26 protein-coding genes are annotated in these 18,157 nt (G+C 70.0%); 8 read left to right on the top strand and 18 right to left on the bottom strand.

Going from position 1 to position 18,157, the window contains the following annotated elements:
* The first annotated feature begins 19 nt into the window (after nucleotides 1-19).
* The 7 genes from ACFXGX_RS01265 (at nucleotide 20) to ACFXGX_RS01295 (ending at nucleotide 6,785) form a co-directional block, all read left to right on the top strand.
* On the top strand, nucleotides 20-175 hold the full coding sequence (locus tag ACFXGX_RS01265) for a hypothetical protein (RefSeq protein ID WP_384783397.1): 156 nt from the start codon (nucleotides 20-22) through the stop codon (nucleotides 173-175).
* Nucleotides 176-258: 83 nt separating this feature from the next.
* Entirely contained in the window at nucleotides 259-453 is a 195-nt protein-coding gene (locus ACFXGX_RS01270; RefSeq protein WP_384783399.1) for a WhiB family transcriptional regulator, read from the top strand.
* An 88-nt stretch (nucleotides 454-541) separates the two neighbouring features.
* Nucleotides 542-1,261, top strand: coding sequence for a hypothetical protein (locus ACFXGX_RS01275; protein WP_384783401.1), 720 nt, complete (start codon nucleotides 542-544; stop codon nucleotides 1,259-1,261).
* A 35-nt stretch (nucleotides 1,262-1,296) separates the two neighbouring features.
* Nucleotides 1,297-1,944, top strand: a complete 648-nt coding sequence (locus tag ACFXGX_RS01280) for a hypothetical protein (RefSeq protein WP_384783403.1) — start codon at nucleotides 1,297-1,299, stop codon at nucleotides 1,942-1,944.
* Between the two features lie 145 nt (nucleotides 1,945-2,089).
* Nucleotides 2,090-2,311 carry a helix-turn-helix domain-containing protein gene (locus ACFXGX_RS01285; RefSeq protein WP_384783405.1) on the top strand — a complete coding sequence of 74 codons (222 nt, stop codon included), beginning with the start codon at nucleotides 2,090-2,092 and terminating at the stop codon, nucleotides 2,309-2,311.
* Between the two features lie 98 nt (nucleotides 2,312-2,409).
* The gene (locus tag ACFXGX_RS01290) at nucleotides 2,410-2,793 is read left to right on the top strand and encodes a hypothetical protein (protein WP_384783407.1); all 384 of its coding nucleotides are present in this window, start codon (nucleotides 2,410-2,412) and stop codon (nucleotides 2,791-2,793) included.
* Complete coding sequence (locus tag ACFXGX_RS01295; RefSeq protein WP_384783409.1) at nucleotides 2,793-6,785, top strand: phage tail tape measure protein; 3,993 nt, start codon at nucleotides 2,793-2,795, stop codon at nucleotides 6,783-6,785. Before ACFXGX_RS01290 ends, ACFXGX_RS01295 begins: the two co-directional genes overlap by 1 nt.
* Before the next feature lie 87 nt (nucleotides 6,786-6,872).
* Here the strand turns inward: ACFXGX_RS01295 and ACFXGX_RS01300 are convergent, their stop codons facing one another.
* From ACFXGX_RS01300 to ACFXGX_RS01335, 8 genes are all read right to left on the bottom strand, one after another.
* The gene (locus tag ACFXGX_RS01300; RefSeq protein WP_384783411.1) at nucleotides 6,873-7,394 is read right to left on the bottom strand and encodes a hypothetical protein; all 522 of its coding nucleotides are present in this window, start codon (nucleotides 7,392-7,394) and stop codon (nucleotides 6,873-6,875) included.
* A 282-nt stretch (nucleotides 7,395-7,676) separates the two neighbouring features.
* Entirely contained in the window at nucleotides 7,677-7,907 is a 231-nt protein-coding gene (locus ACFXGX_RS01305) for a hypothetical protein (RefSeq protein WP_384783412.1), read from the bottom strand.
* Complete coding sequence (locus ACFXGX_RS01310) at nucleotides 7,904-8,368, bottom strand: hypothetical protein (protein ID WP_384783414.1); 465 nt, start codon at nucleotides 8,366-8,368, stop codon at nucleotides 7,904-7,906. The genes ACFXGX_RS01305 and ACFXGX_RS01310 overlap by 4 nt, the downstream gene beginning before the upstream one ends.
* 87 nt (nucleotides 8,369-8,455) lie before the next feature.
* Complete coding sequence (locus ACFXGX_RS01315) at nucleotides 8,456-9,301, bottom strand: helix-turn-helix domain-containing protein (RefSeq protein WP_384783415.1); 846 nt, start codon at nucleotides 9,299-9,301, stop codon at nucleotides 8,456-8,458.
* Nucleotides 9,298-9,834, bottom strand: a complete 537-nt coding sequence (locus tag ACFXGX_RS01320; RefSeq protein WP_384783418.1) for a DUF6879 family protein — start codon at nucleotides 9,832-9,834, stop codon at nucleotides 9,298-9,300. Before ACFXGX_RS01320 ends, ACFXGX_RS01315 begins: the two co-directional genes overlap by 4 nt.
* 3 nt (nucleotides 9,835-9,837) lie before the next feature.
* Nucleotides 9,838-10,041: a hypothetical protein gene (locus tag ACFXGX_RS01325; protein WP_326787868.1), complete on the bottom strand. Its 204-nt coding sequence runs from the start codon at nucleotides 10,039-10,041 to the stop codon at nucleotides 9,838-9,840.
* Between the two features lie 120 nt (nucleotides 10,042-10,161).
* Nucleotides 10,162-10,686, bottom strand: coding sequence for a hypothetical protein (locus ACFXGX_RS01330; RefSeq protein WP_384783420.1), 525 nt, complete (start codon nucleotides 10,684-10,686; stop codon nucleotides 10,162-10,164).
* A gap of 61 nt (nucleotides 10,687-10,747) precedes the next feature.
* Nucleotides 10,748-11,338: a hypothetical protein gene (locus ACFXGX_RS01335; RefSeq protein ID WP_384783422.1), complete on the bottom strand. Its 591-nt coding sequence runs from the start codon at nucleotides 11,336-11,338 to the stop codon at nucleotides 10,748-10,750.
* Between the two features lie 177 nt (nucleotides 11,339-11,515).
* On the opposite strand from ACFXGX_RS01335, the gene ACFXGX_RS01340 reads away from it, so the two are divergent.
* Entirely contained in the window at nucleotides 11,516-11,728 is a 213-nt protein-coding gene (locus tag ACFXGX_RS01340) for a hypothetical protein (protein ID WP_384783424.1), read from the top strand.
* Nucleotides 11,729-11,774: 46 nt separating this feature from the next.
* On the opposite strand, the gene ACFXGX_RS01345 is transcribed toward ACFXGX_RS01340, so the two are convergent.
* From ACFXGX_RS01345 to ACFXGX_RS01390, 10 genes are all read right to left on the bottom strand, one after another.
* On the bottom strand, nucleotides 11,775-12,209 hold the full coding sequence (locus tag ACFXGX_RS01345; protein WP_384783426.1) for a hypothetical protein: 435 nt from the start codon (nucleotides 12,207-12,209) through the stop codon (nucleotides 11,775-11,777).
* A gap of 390 nt (nucleotides 12,210-12,599) precedes the next feature.
* Complete coding sequence (locus ACFXGX_RS01350) at nucleotides 12,600-14,681, bottom strand: cell division protein FtsK (protein WP_384783802.1); 2,082 nt, start codon at nucleotides 14,679-14,681, stop codon at nucleotides 12,600-12,602.
* Nucleotides 14,682-14,768: 87 nt separating this feature from the next.
* Nucleotides 14,769-14,954 (bottom strand): hypothetical protein, encoded by a 186-nt coding sequence (locus tag ACFXGX_RS01355; protein WP_384783427.1) that lies wholly within the window; start codon nucleotides 14,952-14,954, stop codon nucleotides 14,769-14,771.
* Nucleotides 14,955-14,957: 3 nt separating this feature from the next.
* Nucleotides 14,958-15,167, bottom strand: coding sequence for a hypothetical protein (locus tag ACFXGX_RS01360; RefSeq protein ID WP_384783429.1), 210 nt, complete (start codon nucleotides 15,165-15,167; stop codon nucleotides 14,958-14,960).
* A gap of 93 nt (nucleotides 15,168-15,260) precedes the next feature.
* The gene (locus ACFXGX_RS01365) at nucleotides 15,261-15,662 is read right to left on the bottom strand and encodes a hypothetical protein (RefSeq protein WP_384783431.1); all 402 of its coding nucleotides are present in this window, start codon (nucleotides 15,660-15,662) and stop codon (nucleotides 15,261-15,263) included.
* Nucleotides 15,659-15,832 carry a hypothetical protein gene (locus tag ACFXGX_RS01370; RefSeq protein ID WP_384783433.1) on the bottom strand — a complete coding sequence of 58 codons (174 nt, stop codon included), beginning with the start codon at nucleotides 15,830-15,832 and terminating at the stop codon, nucleotides 15,659-15,661. Before ACFXGX_RS01370 ends, ACFXGX_RS01365 begins: the two co-directional genes overlap by 4 nt.
* A gap of 5 nt (nucleotides 15,833-15,837) precedes the next feature.
* On the bottom strand, nucleotides 15,838-17,076 hold the full coding sequence (locus tag ACFXGX_RS01375; RefSeq protein ID WP_384783434.1) for a hypothetical protein: 1,239 nt from the start codon (nucleotides 17,074-17,076) through the stop codon (nucleotides 15,838-15,840).
* On the bottom strand, nucleotides 17,073-17,270 hold the full coding sequence (locus ACFXGX_RS01380) for a hypothetical protein (protein ID WP_384783436.1): 198 nt from the start codon (nucleotides 17,268-17,270) through the stop codon (nucleotides 17,073-17,075). The genes ACFXGX_RS01375 and ACFXGX_RS01380 overlap by 4 nt, the downstream gene beginning before the upstream one ends.
* A complete protein-coding gene (locus tag ACFXGX_RS01385; protein ID WP_384783438.1) occupies nucleotides 17,267-17,641 on the bottom strand; it encodes a DUF6907 domain-containing protein in 375 nt (124 codons plus the stop codon). Before ACFXGX_RS01385 ends, ACFXGX_RS01380 begins: the two co-directional genes overlap by 4 nt.
* A complete protein-coding gene (locus ACFXGX_RS01390; protein ID WP_384783440.1) occupies nucleotides 17,638-17,976 on the bottom strand; it encodes a hypothetical protein in 339 nt (112 codons plus the stop codon). Before ACFXGX_RS01390 ends, ACFXGX_RS01385 begins: the two co-directional genes overlap by 4 nt.
* Between the last annotated feature and the right edge of the window lie 181 nt (nucleotides 17,977-18,157).

Genomic DNA, 18,157 nt, shown 5'->3' on the forward strand with positions numbered 1-18,157 from the left:
CGGGCGGGTGGAGCGCATCGTGCGGTCGGTGCAGGCGGCTCGGTCGGATCTGCTGGACGCGGTGGGGCTCGGGCTGTTGTCGACGTCGGCGTTCTTGTGGTCGCCGATCGCGGGGTTCGCGGTGGCCGGGCTCGCCACGCTGGCGCTGAACTGGCGTATCGAGAGCGGCGGGTGAGCGGGACGGCGGGGGCTCGGCCGGCGGTGCGGTTGGGGGTGCCGGAGTTCGTGACGGGCGGCGGGCTGGTGGCGCCGTGTCGGGTGGATCCGGAGGCGTACTTCGCGGACGGAGTGAGGCCGGCAGGGGCGCGGGCGTTGTGCGCGGGCTGCGGCTACCTCGAGGCCTGCCGGTCGTGGGCGCTGGAGCGGCCAGCGGTGTGGGGGGTGTGGGGCGGTACGACGCGGTTGGAGCGGGCGTCGTTGCGGCGCCGAGCTGCTGCCGCAGCGCCCGGGTAGCCGCGGCCCCCGGGTGGTGGAGGACTTCCGGGCGGGCGCGTGCCCACCCGGTCACCGGTAGATCGAAGCAGAAGGTATCGGAGGCGTCATGGTGAAGATCACGGCACGGCAGGTGGAGAAGGCAGAGGAGCGGGCGGCCGAGCAGGAGCAGGCCCGTGAGGCGGCGGCGGCCCGGTTGGAGTCGGCGCCCTACAGCGAGGTGGCGGCGCTGGAGTTGACGGAGGCTTCGCAGTCGGCGGCACGGCTGCGTGCCAGCGCGCGGGAGCTGCGCGAGAAGTTCGACGAGCAGGTCGCGGCGGAGCAGGCGGCGGCGACGCGGGAGGAGCGGGAGAAGGCGGCGGCGAAGGAGATCACGGCGGCCGGGAAGGAGATGGCGGCTGCCCGCAAGGAGCTGGAGCAGTCGGCTGAGGTGGCGCAGCAGGCGCTCGTGGCTCTGATGATGGCTACGGAAGCGTACGACGGGCTCGTGGTCCGGCACGCGGACGCGTTGGCGGCGGCGGGGCTCGGGCTGGACGGGGAGACGGGCGGGGGCCGCGGGCTGTTCACCACCACGGTCCGGGTGCGGGGCACGTCGTATGAGGGGCTGGCGCCGGCGGGGGCGTTGCTGTGGGTGGCGGACCGGGTGGCGGAGGCGAGGCTGCCGCATATGAGTCCGGTGCGGGCGTCGTTGGCGGGTCTGCTCGGGTACCGGGCGTGGGAGCAGCGGGGGGATGACCTGATGTCGGGGGTGCCCGCGGTGCCGGTCGTGAAGCATCCCGAGCCGCCACGGCTGGTGAACGCATTCCAGGCGCTGCAGGCGTCGAAGTGACCAGTCGTGCCGACGAGTTCGTAAGGAGGAGTGCCGTGATCACGGTGACGACGGAGGATCTGGAGCAGGCCGAGGAACTGGCTCGGCGGGCCGCGGGCGAGCTGCGGGAGGCGGAGCGGGAGTACGCCGCCAACCGTGCCTCGCAGACCGCGTACGGCAGGCACAAGGACGCGGTGGATGTGGCGGATCATGCGGCGGTGCGGGCGCGGCTGCTGCGCCAGGACTGGGAGGTGCAGGAGGAGGCGCGGCAGCGGCGGGCGGAAGCGGGCGAGGCGGCGGCGCAGGAGATGGGCCGGGACATCGAGGGCCTGGCCGCGTCGCGGGCGACGGCTGTGGTGGCGGTCGTTGCCGCGGCGGCGGCGATGCAGGCGGCGGTGGACGCGCTGGCGGAGCACGACGAACGGGTTCGCGTGGTCGGTGCGAAGCTCGCTGCGCGCGGGCTGCGGTGTGCGGGCGGAGAGCCGACGGGTGCCGGCCTCGATGGATCGGTGTGGGTGCGCGGTGAGTTGTGGCCGCTGGTCGATGGCGGGTCGGTGCTCGGCCGGTTGCTCGCCGATGTGGTGGCGGGGGTGCAGCCGCGGCATCCACTGGCCCGGTTCTCTGCGCCGCCCTACGGGGGCTTGACGGCGGGGCGGGGCCGGGACGAGTTGCTCGCCCTGGTGCGGGCGGAGAGGGGCCGCTAAGCGGCTGCGTGTCGGTGCGGCGCCCGGTCTTCCTGAAAGGGAGGGCCGGGCGTCGCCGTGTTGTAGAAACTCTCCAGTATCCAGTACCGATCCACGCATGAAGATGCACATTCAGTCGTACTCTCCTTGTAGGAGGTGGACAACAATGGACGGTGTTGGACAGGTGGAGATGCCCCCGCGGATGCGGGCGGCGGTGCTGCTGGCGATGGGTCGGCCGACGGAGGAGATCGGGCCCGAGGTCGGGGTGTCCGGGCGGACGGTTCGCCGTTGGCGGGCGCGGCCGGAGATGCGGGCGGACATCAGCAGGGTGCGGCTCAGGCTGCTGGACGGGGCCACGGCTTCTGTGACGTTCGGACAGCAGCGGTGAGCCGGGCAGGCGGCAGGACGCGCCGGAAGGGGACGACACGCGCGTCCCGCAAGCCCAGACTGCTGGCTCCGCTCTTCGCGCATGTGGCGCCTGATGGTGTGAAGGCGCTGCTCGTTTCCGACTACGCGCGCGGGGACTCCGAGTTGCTCGACGGGATGGTCGAGCGTGTCCTCATTAATGATCTGCCGCGGTGCGGGCATCTTCGGCGCCGGCCGGACCGGGGCTACGTGTTCGCGACGGAAGGCTACGCCCGCTGTGTGGCCTGCCACCTGGAGCGGACAGCGACCGGCATTCCGGCGGGCCGGGTATCCCAGTGCGGTTGCTGCCCGAGGGACCTGTCGGTGGGGGCGCGGGCGGTTGTGGTGGAGATGCCGTCGTGGGTTGTGATCTCGGCGGTGTGCCTTGGCTGCGCCGTCCTGGTGCTGGACGAGGGCTGGCGGACGTCCTCACTCGGTGCTTCTGCGGGTGGGGGTGGTGAGTGATGGCGAACGTGGTGGAGATTCTGGTTACGGCTAAGAATCTCACCGGACCCGCGATGGCCGGCGTCAATGCCGAGGTGAACAAGGCCGGTTCGGGCATGCGGGCCTTTCACAAGACGGCGTTGATCGCCGCCGGTGGCCTTGGGGCGATCGGCTATGAGTCGGTGAAGATGGCTGCGAAGTTCGATGCGTCGATGGCGTTGCTGCAGACGCAGGCGGGTGTCGCGCAGTCGAAGATGGCGGGCTTGAAACAGGGCGTACTCAGCATCGCGGCGAAGGTCGGCCAGGACCCGGATTCACTGGCCGAGTCCCTGTTTCACGTCGAGTCCAACTTCGAGTCGATGGGCATCAGCTCGAAGAAGGCTCTGTCGCTGGTCGAGACTGCGGCGAAGGGCGCTACGGTCGGTCACGCGGATCTCGTCGACGTCACCAACGCGCTGACCGCGGCTGTAGCTTCGGGCATTCCCGGTGTGCAGAATTTCGACAAGGCGATGGGTGTCCTCAACGCCACCGTCGGTGTCGGCGACATGAAAATGCAGGACCTTGCGAACGCGTTCGGGTCCGGCATGGTCGCCACGGTCAAGGGATTCGGCCTCAACATCACCGACGTTGGAGCGGCCCTGGCCGTGTTCGGTGACAACAACATCCGCGGCAGTCTGGCCGGTAACCAGCTTCGTATGTCCGTGATGGCTCTCGCCCACCCGGTGGCGACGGCTGGCGACACGCTCAAGAAGCTGGGTCTGACGACGGACACGCTCGGCAAGGACATGCAGAAGGGCGGCCTGAAGCTCGCGCTGGAGGACCTCGTCGGGCGGATGAAGAAGGCCGGGATCTCCTCGAAGGAGCAGGGCCAGGTCATCACCGAGGCGTTCGGCCGCAAGGCCGGTGCGGGCCTGAATGTTCTCGTGTCGCAGATGGACCGTCTGGAGTCGAAGTACCCGGCGTTGGAGGAGGGCGCGCACAAGTTCGGCAAGTCGTGGGAGGACACGAAGAAGACGTTCGCGTTCCAGATGAAGGCGTTGCAGGCTGGATTCGACGCGCTCGCGATCACTGTCGGGACGAAGCTCATGCCGCCGCTGCAGTCGGTGGTCGGGGTGATGCTCGCGCACAAGGGCGCCACGGTCGCTCTGGCCGGCTCGCTTGCGGGTCTGGCGGCAGCGACTGTTGCCGTTGCCGTCGGGCTGAAGGCAATCGCGGCCGCGCGGCTGGTGTGGGGTGGTCTCACCAAGGGCGCCATGGCCCTGCAGGGGGTCTTTGAGACGGTCGCGCTGAGGGCCATGTACATGCGCGGGGCGTTCGTTGCCGCTGGTGGCGGTGTCCGCGGGCTGAGTGCCGCGTTCTCGACGCTGAGCACTGGGGCGAAGATCGGCGTGGCGGCAGGTGCGATCGGCGCGCTGGTACTGGCGCTGCACGAGTTGTCGGACAACAAGCCGGCCGTTCAGGTCGATGAACTGTCGACGTCGCTGAACACACTGGTCAACACGGGCAAGGTGACGGGGGCGCTGAAGGGCAACTTCGACGAGATCAGCGCGTCGATCGCGATGATGTCGAAGGGCGCCTCGGACAACAAGTTCTTGAAGATGACGTCTGATTTCGGCACGTGGCTGGGGGTTGCGACGGGTCCGAGTGTCTCGGATGCGACGAAGAACTTGGACGCGTGGGACAAGGTCATGGCCGAGAATGTGCGGTCTGGCCATGTGAAGGAAGCGGCGGCTCAGTACGAGATCCTGAAGAAGGCGTGGGGTGCTGCGCCCGGGTCGGAGATGAAGCGTCTGGGCACGTTCACGAATGACTACCACGACGCACTTGCCGGGCTGGGGAATGAGGAGAAGTCGACTGCGGAGTCGATGGGCCGGTTCGGCCAGGCTGCGGTGGACACGCAGAAGAGCCTTGACGCTGAGGCGATGAGCGCGAAGGGCCTCGAACAGTCGATCATGGCGCTCAATGCTGTGCATCGCGGGGCTTTCGATGCCGAGACGGCGTTTCAGCGTGCCATCAGCGACTCTGCGAAAGCCGTCAAGGAGAACGGGCGCACCCTCGACGTCCATTCAGAGGCTGGCCGTAAGAACCGTGACGTGCTGTCTCAGCTTGCTGCGAAGACGGATGACTACGTCGACAAGATGAACAAGCAGCATTTCTCCGTCGACAAGATCAACAAGGTGTACGGAGAGGGTCGAAAGGCGTTCATCGACACGGCGATGGCGATGGGTGATACCCGGAAAGCCGCGGAGAAGCTCGCCGATGCGCTACTCAAGGCGCCGAAGATCCCGGAAGCCAAGTTCAAGGTGGACAAGAAGGCTGCGACGGCTGACCTCAAGGCGTTCAACGCTGCGGTGAAGAAGTCGCCCGGGTCGAAGTCTGTGACGTTGAAGGCGCTGTCCAAGAGCGGCGAGAAAGTCTTGGAGGCGTTCGGGTTCAAGGTCAAGCACCTGAAGAACGGCCAGGTACAGATCGTCGCGAAGGACGGTCAGGCTCTCGGCGCGATCTCGAACGTCAATGGCGCGATGAACGCCCTCGACGGGAAGACCGCCACCACCTACGTCATCACCAAGACGTCCACGTCCAACGCTGGGAACGTCTTCCACGAGAGCGGTCACTACGCGTCCGGCGGCATCGTGCGCCGCTACGCGGACGGCGGCGGCATCGAGGGCGGCTCCGGGACGCAGGACGATGTGCCGCTGCTCGCGATGGGCGGCGAGTTCATCGTCAACAAGCGGCAGACGTCGAAGTACCGCTCCCTGCTAGAGGCGATCAACGAGGACCGGGTGCCGCACTTCGCGAAGGGCGGTCACCTCAGCAAGTCGCAGAAGAAGGCGCAGGCCAAGGCGAAGGCCGCTGCGAAGGCAGAGAGTGACGCCCGGCATGAGGCGATGGGCGAGCTGACCATCTCCCACTTCGGGCAGATGGCCGGGTACAAGCGTTCCGAGTTCGGGTCGGCGCTGGCGAAGCCGGACAGCACGGGCAGCCTGGTGAACGCGCTGAACCAGTGGCGCAACACCATCCTGAAGGCGACGCACGGCGGCACCGAGAACCGGCTGCTCAAGCAGCTCGACTCCACTGGCCGCAAGCTCCTCGGCTACGAGAAGGCCCTCACCAAGGTGACGGCCAGCCTAGACAAGGCGAAGGACAAGCTCAACAGCCTGAAGGACGCGGCATCGTCACTGAAGGACTCCGTTCGCTCCAACATCCTGTCCTCGTCGAACATCACCAAGGGCGCGGGCCCCGACACCACGATGACGGTCGCCTCAATCATGGGGAACGCCACCCAGAGCAGGGACAAGGCGAAAGCGTTCGCGCAGGCCTTGAAGGAGCTGAAGGCGAAGGGCCTCGACAAGGGCCTGATCGAGGACATCGCGAACGCGGGCATCGACGGCGGCGGGCTGGAGACTGCGGGCGCGCTGCTCGGCGCGTCCTCGTCGGAGATCAGCTCGCTGAACACGCTGCGGTCGCAGACCGCAACCTACGCGAAGAGCGCCGGCGGTACGGCTGCGGATGCGGTGTACGGGGCGGCGATCAAGGCGCAGACCGCGGTGGTAAAGCAGTTGACGCGGTCGCAGGACAGCCTGAAGAAGTCCATGGACAAGCTGGCCAAATCCATGGAGAAGGCCATTGAGCAGGCGTTCAAGAAGAAGGCAACGGGCGGCATCGTCGGCGCCGCGGCGACCGGTGGTGTCCGGGGCGGGCTGACGCTGGTCGGTGAGTACGAGCCGGAGTTGGTGGATCTACCGATCGGGTCGCGGGTGATCTCGGGCCCGGACACACGCCGCCGGCTGGCGTCTGCACAGACGCCATGGACGTCGATGCTCAACACCCCCCGCCGGGCCCCGTCGGCTGCTCTCGCGGGCGGAGGTGGGCAGCACGAGGTGAGGGTGGTGCTTGAGGTTCGGGGCACGACCAACTCTCGATACGAGGAGTTTCTGCTGGACGAGATCCGTCGGATGGTCCGTGCGCGCGGGGGTATCGAGGCGGCCTTCACGCCGCCGCGCGGAAGGTGACAGAGCCCGCCCGCCCTCGTGTCGCCTGGGGTGCTGAGGGCGGGCGGGCAGCCGTCACCGACCCGCCCTGTGCCCGCGAGCGGGAGGTCAGTCTCCGGAGCGCGTCCACGGCTTGCAGCCGGACGTTTTGAAGAACTCGCCTTCCTTCAGCGAGACGATCGCTCGGCCGGCGGTGACGTCGTTAGCGAGGATGGAATCACCGGACGCGTCCCCCATCCGTGCCCAATAGCAGCTATACGCCGCGTCGGCCGGCCCCTTCGTGGTGTAGGTGCCCGGAGCGATGTACTCGTCGTCCAGCGCCTCCGTCATGTCCTCGTAGTCCGGCGAAGAGTTGGTGGCTTCGTAGGTGCCTTCCTGCACGCCGAGAGTTTCACCGAGCGCGTTGTCCGCGTCCTTCAGGGCCTTCTCGAAGTCCTTCTGGGCCTTCTCGTACTCCTTCTGAGCTTTGTCAGCTGCGGCTTCCGTTGGCTCCTGGCTGGTCGGGGTGGCCGCTTTCGTCGTGTGGGTGGCGGTTGCAGAGGCAGAGGCTTTGGCGTCGTCGTCGCGGTCTGCGCAGGATGTGAGCAGGAGGCAAGCCGCGAGCGCGGCAGTGATGGTGATGTGGCGCATGGTCCCCCCAGGACGTGCGTCTGATGGAGGTCGCATCATGCGACGTGTGAGAGCCCCGTGTGGGGCATGTGTCCGCGTTGTGACCCCGATCGGGTGAACGCTCAATCCCGGCGCGGCCCTCTCCGCGCCGCCCGCGGCCCGTCATGGACTAAGCCGAGCCCGCCCGCCCTCGTACTGCTGGGGTGCGAGAGCGGGCGGACAGCCGTCACCGGCCCTTCCCGTGTACAGCCAGGGCGGGCCGACCCCTACTCGCTGCCGACCACGGGGGTCGGCCGCGAGAGCTCAGGTCCTGGTCGTGGACCGGGCCGCGCGGCGCCGACGGACGTGCGGTTCACTGTGGCCGCGGATCTCGATGTTGCAGTCGCTCGCCTTGGATCCGTCCCCGCTGGCCTCGGCCGCGGCGCGTTGCCGGGCCAGCGCTGCGCACACCTGGCAGCCCTCGGCCGGCTCTGGCCGATCGAGCGGCAGCGCCAGGTCGATGGGCCTGTCGTCTATGGTCGTTTGCTGCTTCATCCGAAAGCCTCCTCGAGGAGTCGGGGCCCGCCGCCGGGGCCGAGCGCGGCGCCGAGCAGGGCAGGGTCAGTGAGTCGCCCGGTGCCGTCCGGGCGTTCCAGCCAGACGCGGCCGCGCACCGGGTACAGGACGGGCGGGCAGCGCAGCACCCAGCCGCGGGGGCGGACGGTGAGGGTGCAGACGTCGTCCAGCTCCTCGCCGAGCGTGGGCGGCAGGAGCCACCAGCCGAGGCCCTGGGTGACGTCACCCAGGACCGGGCCGCGGCGTGGCTGGTCGATGCGCCTGAGGGCGTCCATGGTCCGCGCGAGGCTGGTCTCGGCGACCATCCAGTGGCCGCCGCTGGGGAACGGGCCGAGTTCGTCTCCGTCCCACAGGGACCGTATTTCGGCGGGGATGTCGGCGCAGGCGAGGAGCCAGTCCTGTCCCGCCTGCCGTTCGTAGGGGGCAGGTTGTAAGGCCATGACCAGGACCGTAGGGACTGCGATTGCGCGGCCGCGCGCCGATTGCGCCGGATTGCTCGCGCTACCCGCGATGTTGCTCGGGGTTGCTCACGACAGGTTCAGCGCGGCCCGGGCTCGCCCGATCAGCCGGTGTGCCGACGCACCGTGGACCGCGGACTCTGCGAGCCACTCCCACGCCCGCTCGTACAGGGCGAGGTTCTCCTCGTCGTCCAGCCACATCTCCGTGCTGAGCGTCTCGACGATGACCAACCGCCGGTCGTAGATCCAGAAGCCGTGCGAGGGGCTGCGGCGGAGCTGCGCCGAGAACGGCACGATGCCGAGCTCCACTGTGTCCAGGCCGATCAGGGAGACGAGCCGGTCCAGTTGGGCCGCCATCACCTCGCGCGGGCACGTGAGCGCGTACAGGGCGCCTTCCCAGACGAGCATGCGGAAGGAGCGGCCCGGCTCGTACAAGGCGCTCTGGCGTCGGATGCGGGCGCGCACGGCGTCCTCGATGTCCATGTCGGGGACCTGCCGGAACGCGGCGTTCGCGGCGAACACGTGCCGCGCGTACTCGGCGGTCTGGAAGAGGCCCGGGATCCGAACGACTTCCACGCCGCGGATCATCTGCGTCTGTTCGGTCTCGGCGACGGCCTGCTCCTGGCGGGCGCGGTGCCCGTTGGCCAACTGCCGGCGCATCGACCGGTACCGCGTCTCCAACCCGGTGAGCCGGCCGGACAGTTCGGCCGCGGCGTCCGGCCGCTCGACGGCCTCGGCCCACAGCCGCAGGTCGTCGCTGCTCGGGGTCTGCTTGCCGTTCTCCAGTCGGCTCACCTTGGAGCGCTGCCAGCCGAGGCGCTCGGCGATGCCCTTGCCGTCCAACCCGGCCTCGGTGCGCAGCTCCCGAAGGCGCGCACCGAGGGCGACCCGGGCGGACTGGTAGTCGGTGCTCACACTGTGGAAGCTACCCGCCGGGCGAAGTCGGCGGTACGGATCGCGTAATGCCAGGCCGCATCCCGGGCTTGGCAGGCGGCGAGGACGTCGGCCGGCTCCTGCGACACGGTCACCCCGAGGGTGGTGTCCTCCTCGTCGAAAACGAACCGCAGCACGGTGCGCGAGTCGATGAGCCAGAAGTCGAAGTCCGGCAGTCCGAGCCGGGCCGCGTTCGCGCGAAGCAGGTAGCGAACCTCATCGCCCGCGGCCACGTTGCTCGGGGCGCGGGCCAGGAGGAACTCCTGCCCCTCGGTGAGCGGCTGGTCGACGAGGCGGACGCGGCCGAAGCGTTTGCCGCGCGCTGTCTGCTCGGCGACGTTGCGGCGCCAGTCGTCGGGCGGTTCGTGGGTGACGTCCTCGCCGGCCTGCCACCGCGTCCACGTCTCGCTGTTCCGGTCTGTGGCGTAGCCGCGCCGGGTCTCGAACCTCCACGCGGTGTGCTCGAAGGTCTTGAAGACGTGCGCGATCTCCTTGAAGGGGATCACCTCGGGCACGGGCTACTCCTTCGGCGCGAAGCGGGTGAGCAGCTCGCGCGGGATGACGACGAACGTCTCCGAGTCCTTCACGTCCCGGAGCTGCGCGAGGTGTTCGGGGTCGGTGAGCTTGTCGCCCTGGACGACGATGTCGCCCGTCTCCTCGACCTCGTACAGGGTGGGACAGTCGCCGCCGTCGCTGGTGGTGCCGAGGAACCTGAGCGTCATCTCGTCCTCCGGGTGGCCGGGTTGGAGACCTTAGGATGCGCGGCATTCCACCGGCGCGCTGCCAGATTGCTTCTGATTGCGTCAATCCGGCAGCGGCACGCGATTGCGAGCAACCGCCCATCAGGAGGTGGGTGTTCCCGCAGGCTCGCCAGGGCGGGGCAGGCGAGGCAGGCGAGGCGTGGCACCCTGGCTGGCGTTCCAGCCTGCACGGAACAGGTCGCTCCGAAGCTCTTCGATCTCGGTCGCCAGGTTCTCCATGTCCTCGATGGAGAGCGGCGTCACCGAGAGGCCGATCGCCTTCCGCAGCGGCTTCATCGCCTCGAGGCCGTCGCCTGCTTCTGCACTCATGAAGAGCGAATGCACGACGGTGTTCCGCTTGTCCTTCAGCGCCTTTGCCCGGGCCAGGCATGCCGTGACGTCAGCGGCGTCCTCAGGCTCCAGGGTGTAGGTCTTCAAGGCCAGTTCGCACCACTCGATCAGCCGGGCGGTGCCTTCAGCGTTGGCGAGGTGGAGCAGCGTCGGCTCGAAGGCGAGCGATCCGAGGAGGGTGAGGAGGCTGCGGTCGAGGTGGGCGCCCGCCACCGTCACCCTCCCCACTGCTTCGAGGAAGGGGCTTCGGTCGCGGGAGTTGGCATCCGTTGTCATGCCCTGAATGCTATGACTCCAACTACGGACAAGGCGGGCGAATTAACCGGAGCCCGCTCGCCTACACCTTCGGCACAGACCACTCAACCGGGTCGCGGCCCTCGGGGCTGTAGATGATCTGGTTGGGGCGGCTGCCGCGCTCCATGGAGAACAGGATCTTCCCTCGGAGGCATGAGCCAGCCTTCACGGCAGCGCTCTCGACGGGGTACTCGGGCTTGGGTACGCCCGCGCCACTGATGAACGGGGCCTGGATACGGGTGGCGTCGGGGAAGCCGAGGGCCCAGGGCTTCTGAGAGGACATCACGGTGCTGCTGCTGGAGTCGGCGCAGAGCTTGACGTCGAGGATGGCCCATACGGGGTGGGGGAAGTCCGAGAGGCCGGCGGAGTTGTCCAGCTTGATCGGCTGGGTGTAGCTCATGACGGTCGTGGTTCCGCTGATGTGGGTGCCGTCGGTGTCGGTGTCGGACCAGTGATGGCTGGCGCCGATTTCGAGCGGGCTGGTCTTGGCAGCGGCGGATGCTGGCGCCGTGCTCGTGCTCGTGGTCTTGGCGCTGGCGGTACGTGGCTTGTCGTCGGTCGAGCTGCTGCTGCATGCAGTGACTGCGGCGAGCAGCAGGACGGCCGTGACGGCCGTGGTCGTGCGGGTGCGCATGGTCCCCCCTGGACTTCTGATCTGAGGGGTCATCATGCGCAGAGGAGAGCTCGGCACGTGTCCGTGGTGTCCGTGTTGTGACATGGGTGGAGGGGTGTGCTCGGTGGGCTGCGCTCGGCGCGCCTGCCCGGCGTAGCCCCGGATGCGCCCTGACCTGCGGCGCGTCACGCTGGCCCCATGAGCGTGCCGCCGATCATCGTGTACCCGCCCGATGAGGACGGCGGCCGGCGTGTCCGCGCGGACGGCACCATCCTCGGCCGGGCGTACTCCGTGCGCGATGTGGCCGCACTGCTCCAGATGGCTGGGCTTCAGGGCTGGGATGAGATGGACGTGGTGCGCACCGACTTGATCGAGTGGCGGGGCGGCGGGCCAGAGGTCTGGACGATATGACGAACGCCCCGCCCGGGCTGATAGCGGGGCGGGGCGTTCGTCGCTCTCACGGTGCGACAGGCGGCGGCGTGGCCGAGTCGTCGAAGTAGCCGAGGAGCTGGCCGCACGGCGTCCAGAGGTCCCGCGGGACTTCACCGCGGGCGCTGGCCTCGGTGCATACGTCGGGGACGTTCTCCCCCAGAATGGCGTCTATGGCCTCGGACGGGATGGGCGAAAGGCTCGGCTCCTCATCGATGGTCTCGGTCGCCGTGGCCGTCGGGCCGGTCGTCCAGTGATCGAGGTAGCCGTGTTCCTCGCCGCAGACGTTCCACGGCGGCGTCAGGACCGTGCCGTCCTTGCAGACGGCCGTGTGGCCGTGGGTGGACTCGGGATCATCCGGGCCTACGACGAGCGTGTAGCCGAAGCTGATGACCAGCACGACGCCGAAGAGCACGAGGCCGACGACCTTCAACCCGACGATGACCTTGATGACGGTCTCCATGACTCATCTTCCCGTTCAACGGGTGCCAGCGTCATGGGTTCGACGCCACGCGTTGTGTGCTCGCCGCCCAATGCGCAGCCGGAGCTTGCGTCCGCGGCAGCGCGGGCACGTCCTCGGCTTCCCGAACCGCTCGGTCTCGCCCGTCCCGCGGCACCGGCGGCACGCCCCGAACGGTCGCACTGCGCACAACACTGCGTAGCCAACGAGCCAGCCGACGACCGCAGCCATAGCAAGCCACATGGGATGTCCTCCCCCTCGAATCCTGGTGAATCCCGCTCACGGTGGCCCCTGCCGCTAGGCGCTAGGTAACAGGTCAGGGGCATGTTCTGGTGCTAGCGGAGGTGCTAGGCCTAGCAGGGCGGGGTGCTAGGCCTAGCGGCCGTCGGAGCGCTACGCCGCAGCCCGGTCCGCGTCACGGCGAGTGATCGCGGCGTGCACGTCGGCCCGCCGGATGCCTCGCTTCGTGGTGCCCTTGCCGTCCTCCCCGGCCGACCACACGTCGGCCGTCGCCACGCCCCAGGGCTTCAGCGCCGGGGCGATGCGGGCGGTGGTCCACTCCCCGTAGACGTCCGGCCAGGACTCAGCGAGACGGGCGGCGATCCGCTCGCACCACAGCTGCTCCTCGTCCGACCGGAACACCTTGGCGACGTCGCCGAGGACGTCCATCCCGCGCGACTCGGACGGGCCCTGACCGATGGCGTGGCCGGTGATGTTGCCGTAAGCCTCGCGGAGCTCGCGGGCGCGGGCGACGACCAGCTCGGCCGCGGGGCCGTCGACGAACGCGCTCGCAGCGATGACCGGGTCGTCGCCCTCGCCGGACATCCAGCAGATGCCGCGGTCGGAGCGGCTGAACATCGTGGCGCGGATGCCGGCCTTGTAGGCGCCGGTGCCGAGGACCATGTCGTTCGCGGTGTGGGACATGACCTTCAGGCAGAACCGCAGGATGGCGTTCGCACTGATCCCGGGCGGCAGGCTCTTGGCGTCCGGGCGCTGGGTGGCGAAGATCCCGATGATGCCGAGGGCCGGACCGCGCTTGGCGACGTCGGTGCAGATGGACTCCAGCTCGGCCCCGTACTTCTCGTGCTCGAAGGGGACCTGGCACTCGTCGAATCCGACGACGATCGGGTGCAGGCCGAGAGCCTTGTCGCTGGCCAGGGCCGGGGTGACCTTCGACTCGGGGCAGCGGGACTTGGGCAGGGAGCGGATCACCTTGGCCCGGCGGCGCAGTTCGTCCTTGAGCTCGCGCATGGCGTGCAGGACGTACAGGAGGTCGTCGTCCTCCTCGCCGGAGCGGTAGCGGTGGCAGACGGGCTCCAGCGGGCCGAGGTCGCCGGTGCCCTTGAAGTCGAAGGCGAGCAGGGCGGCCCGGGGGTCGAGGGAGGCGATGAGCAGGAGCAGGCGGAGCAGGAACGTCTTGCCCATGCGGGGGACGGAGCCGATGACGACGGAGACGAACATGAGGCAGACGACGATGTCCCGCATGCGCTGGTCGTTGCCGAACACGACGGGCTTGAACAGGTCGACCTCGCCCTCGCGCAGCAGCGGCCACGCGGGCTTGGTGGTCTCGTTCATGGGCTTGTCGCCGACCCACAGGATCAGGCGGCCCTCATGCTCGTCGGGGTCGCCGGACGGCCAGACGCAGCCGAGCTTGCGGCGCAGTCCGGAGGCGAGGGCCTGGCGCTCCTCCATCACGTCCTCGGGCACGACGCCGTAGGGCAGGTCAAGGTCGGCGCGGTAGCCGGGGCCGTCACGGGTGATCTCGCTGGTGAAGCGCATCCCGTTCATGTCGCCGCCCTTCTTCACAGCGGCGGAGATCTTCGCGTTGCCGATGGAGTCGAGGGCGCGCAGCACGATCGTGCCGGTCAGCTTCTGCAGCTCGGTGCGCATGACAGCCGGGCCGATGACCGGGGCGTCAGGCTGCTGCCCGAAGTAGCCGAGCGTCATCACCCCGCCGGCGGCGAAGACGTACAGGAACGCGGGGGCCATGACGTACAGCCAGATCGCGAAGCCGAGGCCGAACGTGCAGGCCACGACCGTGACGAGGCCGCGGAGGCGGACGCGTCCGGCGCGCAGCCGGGCGAGGCGCATGTACTCCTCGACGTCCTCGGTGCGCACGGCGTAGTCCCGCAGCGGCGCGGCCTCGCGGTCCCACACCCACCGGCTCGTGCCCGTGACCAGGCGGGCGGTGCCGCGCGGCGCCATGAGGGCGAGCTGCGTGGCGTACCAGGGGGCGCGCAGCCCGTGGAAGGCGGTCGCGTATCCGGCGTGCCCTGCTGCGCGCTCGACGGTGGCGAGCAGGTCACGGCGGGAGCGCAGCCACGGGGCGACGACGGGGCGACGCTTCTCGCTGGTCACGCCGGGGGCGGGCAGCTTCGGGTTGTCGACGGGGACAGGCTGTGCCGGAACATCGGCGACACCAATTGGTGTCACGGTCTCGGCGGCAGGCTGGGCGGGGACGAGCGTGTCGGTCATGCTGATCTCTCCGGTCGTTCTCATGGGGCGGTCCGGGCCCGGGGACGGCGGTCTGCTTGCCGGCGTGACGCCGTCCCCGGGGCGTGGCTACTTCTTGCGGCCCTTGCCGCGCTGGTCCTCGCGCTGTTGCGCCTTCTCGCCGATGCGGGCGACGCGGTTCTCCAGCGCCTTCACCGGCTTGCCGCGGGCCTGGCGCCGCTCGATGCGAATGCCGAGCGCGACGACGCGGAGGATCTCGCCCGCGCTGTGCGGGTCCTTGTCGGTGAACGCCATGGGTCAGCCCTCCGGGGTGGTGTCGACGGTGGGCTGCGCCTGGGCGAGGCGCAGGTGGGTGCGGGCAATTGAGTCCCACAGGGTGCCGGCGGCGGCGTAGGGGACGGCCTTGTGCGGGCCGTCGCCGCGGGCCGCGTTCTCGGCCCATCCGGCGAGCTTCTCCGCGTGGGCGAGCGCGTCGTCCGCCTGCTTCAGGTGCTGCTCTCGGTTCACGGGTTCCTCCTGGTCGCGGGCCGGGCTGTCCGGCCCCACCGCGCCCCCGCAGGCGTTTCATCTGAAACACCTGACGGAGGACGGAAGGGCAGGTCAGCCCTTGCGCTTACCGGTCGGACGGAGGCGGGACGCGGCCCACCCCGCGGCGAGGATCACCCCGGCCAGAGAGGCACCGATCATCGGGAGATTCGCGGAGACGGCGCCGATGATCCCGATCAGCGTGCCGCCGACGAGGACGACGACCGCGCACACGGCCGCGGTGCAGACGACGACCACGGCGAGGATCAGGAACGTGACGATGATCAGCCGCTGCAGTGCCGGGTCCAGGCCCTGCTGGACGGGCGCCTGCACGACGAGCGGGGCCGGGGGCTGGCCGATGGTGAAGTGGACGGGGCGGCCCTGCTGGTCGTAGAGGACGTTCGGCGGGCGGTGATGGGCGGCCGGCTCGATGTACTGCCGGTACGCCTCGGGCAGGTTGGACGGGTCCGGGGTCATCGCGTCCGCCTCCAAGCACGGGGCACGGACAGGCGGGTCGCGAGGCCGAGGCCGAACGCCACCACGACGGGCTTGGACAGGACCGCGGCGGCAACCGCGAGAGCCAGACCGAGGAGTGTCGGGTAGGCGAGCAGCAGGCCCGCGAGGGCGCCGAGGAGTAGCCAGCGCATGACCATCACCGTCCTTCCGGGGTGACCACTTGGCGGCGCAGCTCGGTCGCCTCGCGGCGGCTGAGTCCGAACGTGTCTTGCAACTGGGGGATGGTCACGCGGCGGCCGGTGGCAGATGACCGGTCGCGGTCGAGGCGCTGCGCCCTTTTCAGCAGCTCGCTCGGGGTGATCGTGACCACCTCGGTGACCACCTGGCGGGCGGGCTGCGCGGGCACGGCAGTGGTCATCTTCGAGGCGTCGCCGGGCTCCAGGCCGGTGCCGGTGCTGCTGTCCTTCCAGTGCCAGGGCAGCACATCGGGGATGACCACTCGCGGCCCCGGGCGGGAGACGAGCGGCAGCAGGCGGACACCGGGCGGGACGGCCAGCGGTCGCGCGGGAGGCAGCTCCTTCCGCGCCTCGGGTACCTGCTCGACGGTCACCTCGACGGCGTCCTCCCACGGCGAGGCAAGGTCGATCGTTGCGAGGGATGCAGCGTGGCGGCGGGCGGCGAGCAGGTCGAGGAGCTTCGCCCGCTGCTCCGCGCTTGCGCCGGCCTGCGCCTTGCCCACCGCCACCGACAGCCGCCGGGACAGGCGGGCACGGCCGCGGCCTCCGGGCGGGGTGTCGGCGAGCTTCGCGGCCAGGCCCACCGCCTTCACCGTCCACCGGTCCCGGGAGATCTGCTCCGCGGTGCGGTCGCGGACAGCGAGGCCGAGGCGGGACAGCAGGCGCTCGCGCAGCTCCCGGGCGAGGAGGGCGGGCAGGCTGCCCGAGTCGGCGCCCGGCTTGGCGTGCCGCAGCTCGATGCCCATGGCGAGGTGCCAGAGCAGCGCGGCCATGATCGGGCCGACGACAGCGCGGACCGTGCCGCCCACGATGCCGGACTCGGCATAGGCCGGGATGACCTGCACTCCGGTGATGAACCAGACCAGCATCCCCGGGGTGCCCGGGGCCCCTGCAGTGCGGAGGTTCTGCCGGGCCATCAGCGCGCAGGAGAAAAGGGCCAGTTCGGCGGCGAGGAACATCACGGACCGCTCCTCGACGGCCGTCATGCCGAGGCGGTCGCGAGCGAACCCCCATGAGGTGTCCCCGGAGTAGGCGGTGCAGACGAGCGCGCCGAGCGCAGCAACGAGGACGGCGGCCGGCGGCCGGGTGGTGGTCTTGCGGACGGTGCGGGCGGCGAGGGTGACGGCGACGAGGAGCGTCACCGTGATGCCGACGAGGGCCGTCGGGTGGGCGTGTGCCCAGTCGAGTACGGGGTTCATGAGCCGACCTCCGGGGCGGCGGCGCGCACGACGCGGTGCGCGGCCAGGGTGGTGCCCTCGCGGTCGCTGCGCGCGTTCGCGTCGAGCAGCGCGGCCAGGAGGGCGGGGACAGGCGGGAGGGGCCGGGCCGACCGGGCGGCCGCGCGGATGGCGGCTGCCTCGGTCGGGCGGGCGATGCGGGAGCGGGTGCTCACTGGCCACCGCCGCGGATGGTGTCGAGGCGGTCGGCGAGGTCGCGTAAGACGTCGGCGTACCGGTCGAGGTCCGCGGCCAGGGTGTACAGCTCGACGGGGTTGAGGGTCTCGCCGAGCGGGTGGACGGAGACGCCGGGCGTCCGGCCACCGAGATGCGGGTCGGAGGAGTCGGCGTATGGGGACTGGACGATCTCGACCGACAGCAGCGTCTGGCTGCGGTGGACGAGGTCGCGGGTGGGGCCGGCGTGGATGAGGTCAGCCCGCAGGGACAGGGGGTCGTGGTGGCTGTGTCCTGAACACCACCAGGGCTCCGGCAGGGTGACGTCGCCGTGGTCGGAGGTGGCCAGGGTGACGGTGCGGGGCCCGGTCACCGGTCCTCCCCGGCGGGGAGTGCGACGGCCTCGGCCCAGGTCTTGCCCTCTGTGAGGGCGGCGTCCGCCTGGTCGACGGTGACGTAGCCGGTGACGGGGTGCTGAGCGAGGCGGTCGCGCAGGTACTGGGCGTCCCAGGCGGGACCCATGGCGGGGCCGAGCTGGGCGTCTTCGAGCGTGCTGCGCAGCGCGAGGCGGGCGTACATGACGCGGTCGTTGAGGAGCCGGTCGTGGGCGTTCTGGTGGCCGAAGGTGGCGGGGTGCGGGATGTCGATGGCTTCGAGGACGGCGGCGAGGAGTTGGCGGATGGGCTCGGGGATGTCGGTGTCGGTCATCGTCCGGCCCTCCGGCGGATGGCGCCCGTGACGCCGACCTCGGTGACCCGGACATCGATCTTGCGGCTGATGAACCCGGCGGCGATGAGACGCCGGCCGGGGAGGGGGCCGGCCGGGGGGGGGCGGGGCGGGGAGGGAGGGCCGGGGGGGGCCGGGGCTGGGGGCGCTGGGGGCGGGGGCG

Origin of the sequence: Streptomyces sp. NPDC059371, from assembly GCF_042751995.1 — a bacterium.
GTDB lineage: Bacteria > Actinomycetota > Actinomycetes > Streptomycetales > Streptomycetaceae > Streptomyces.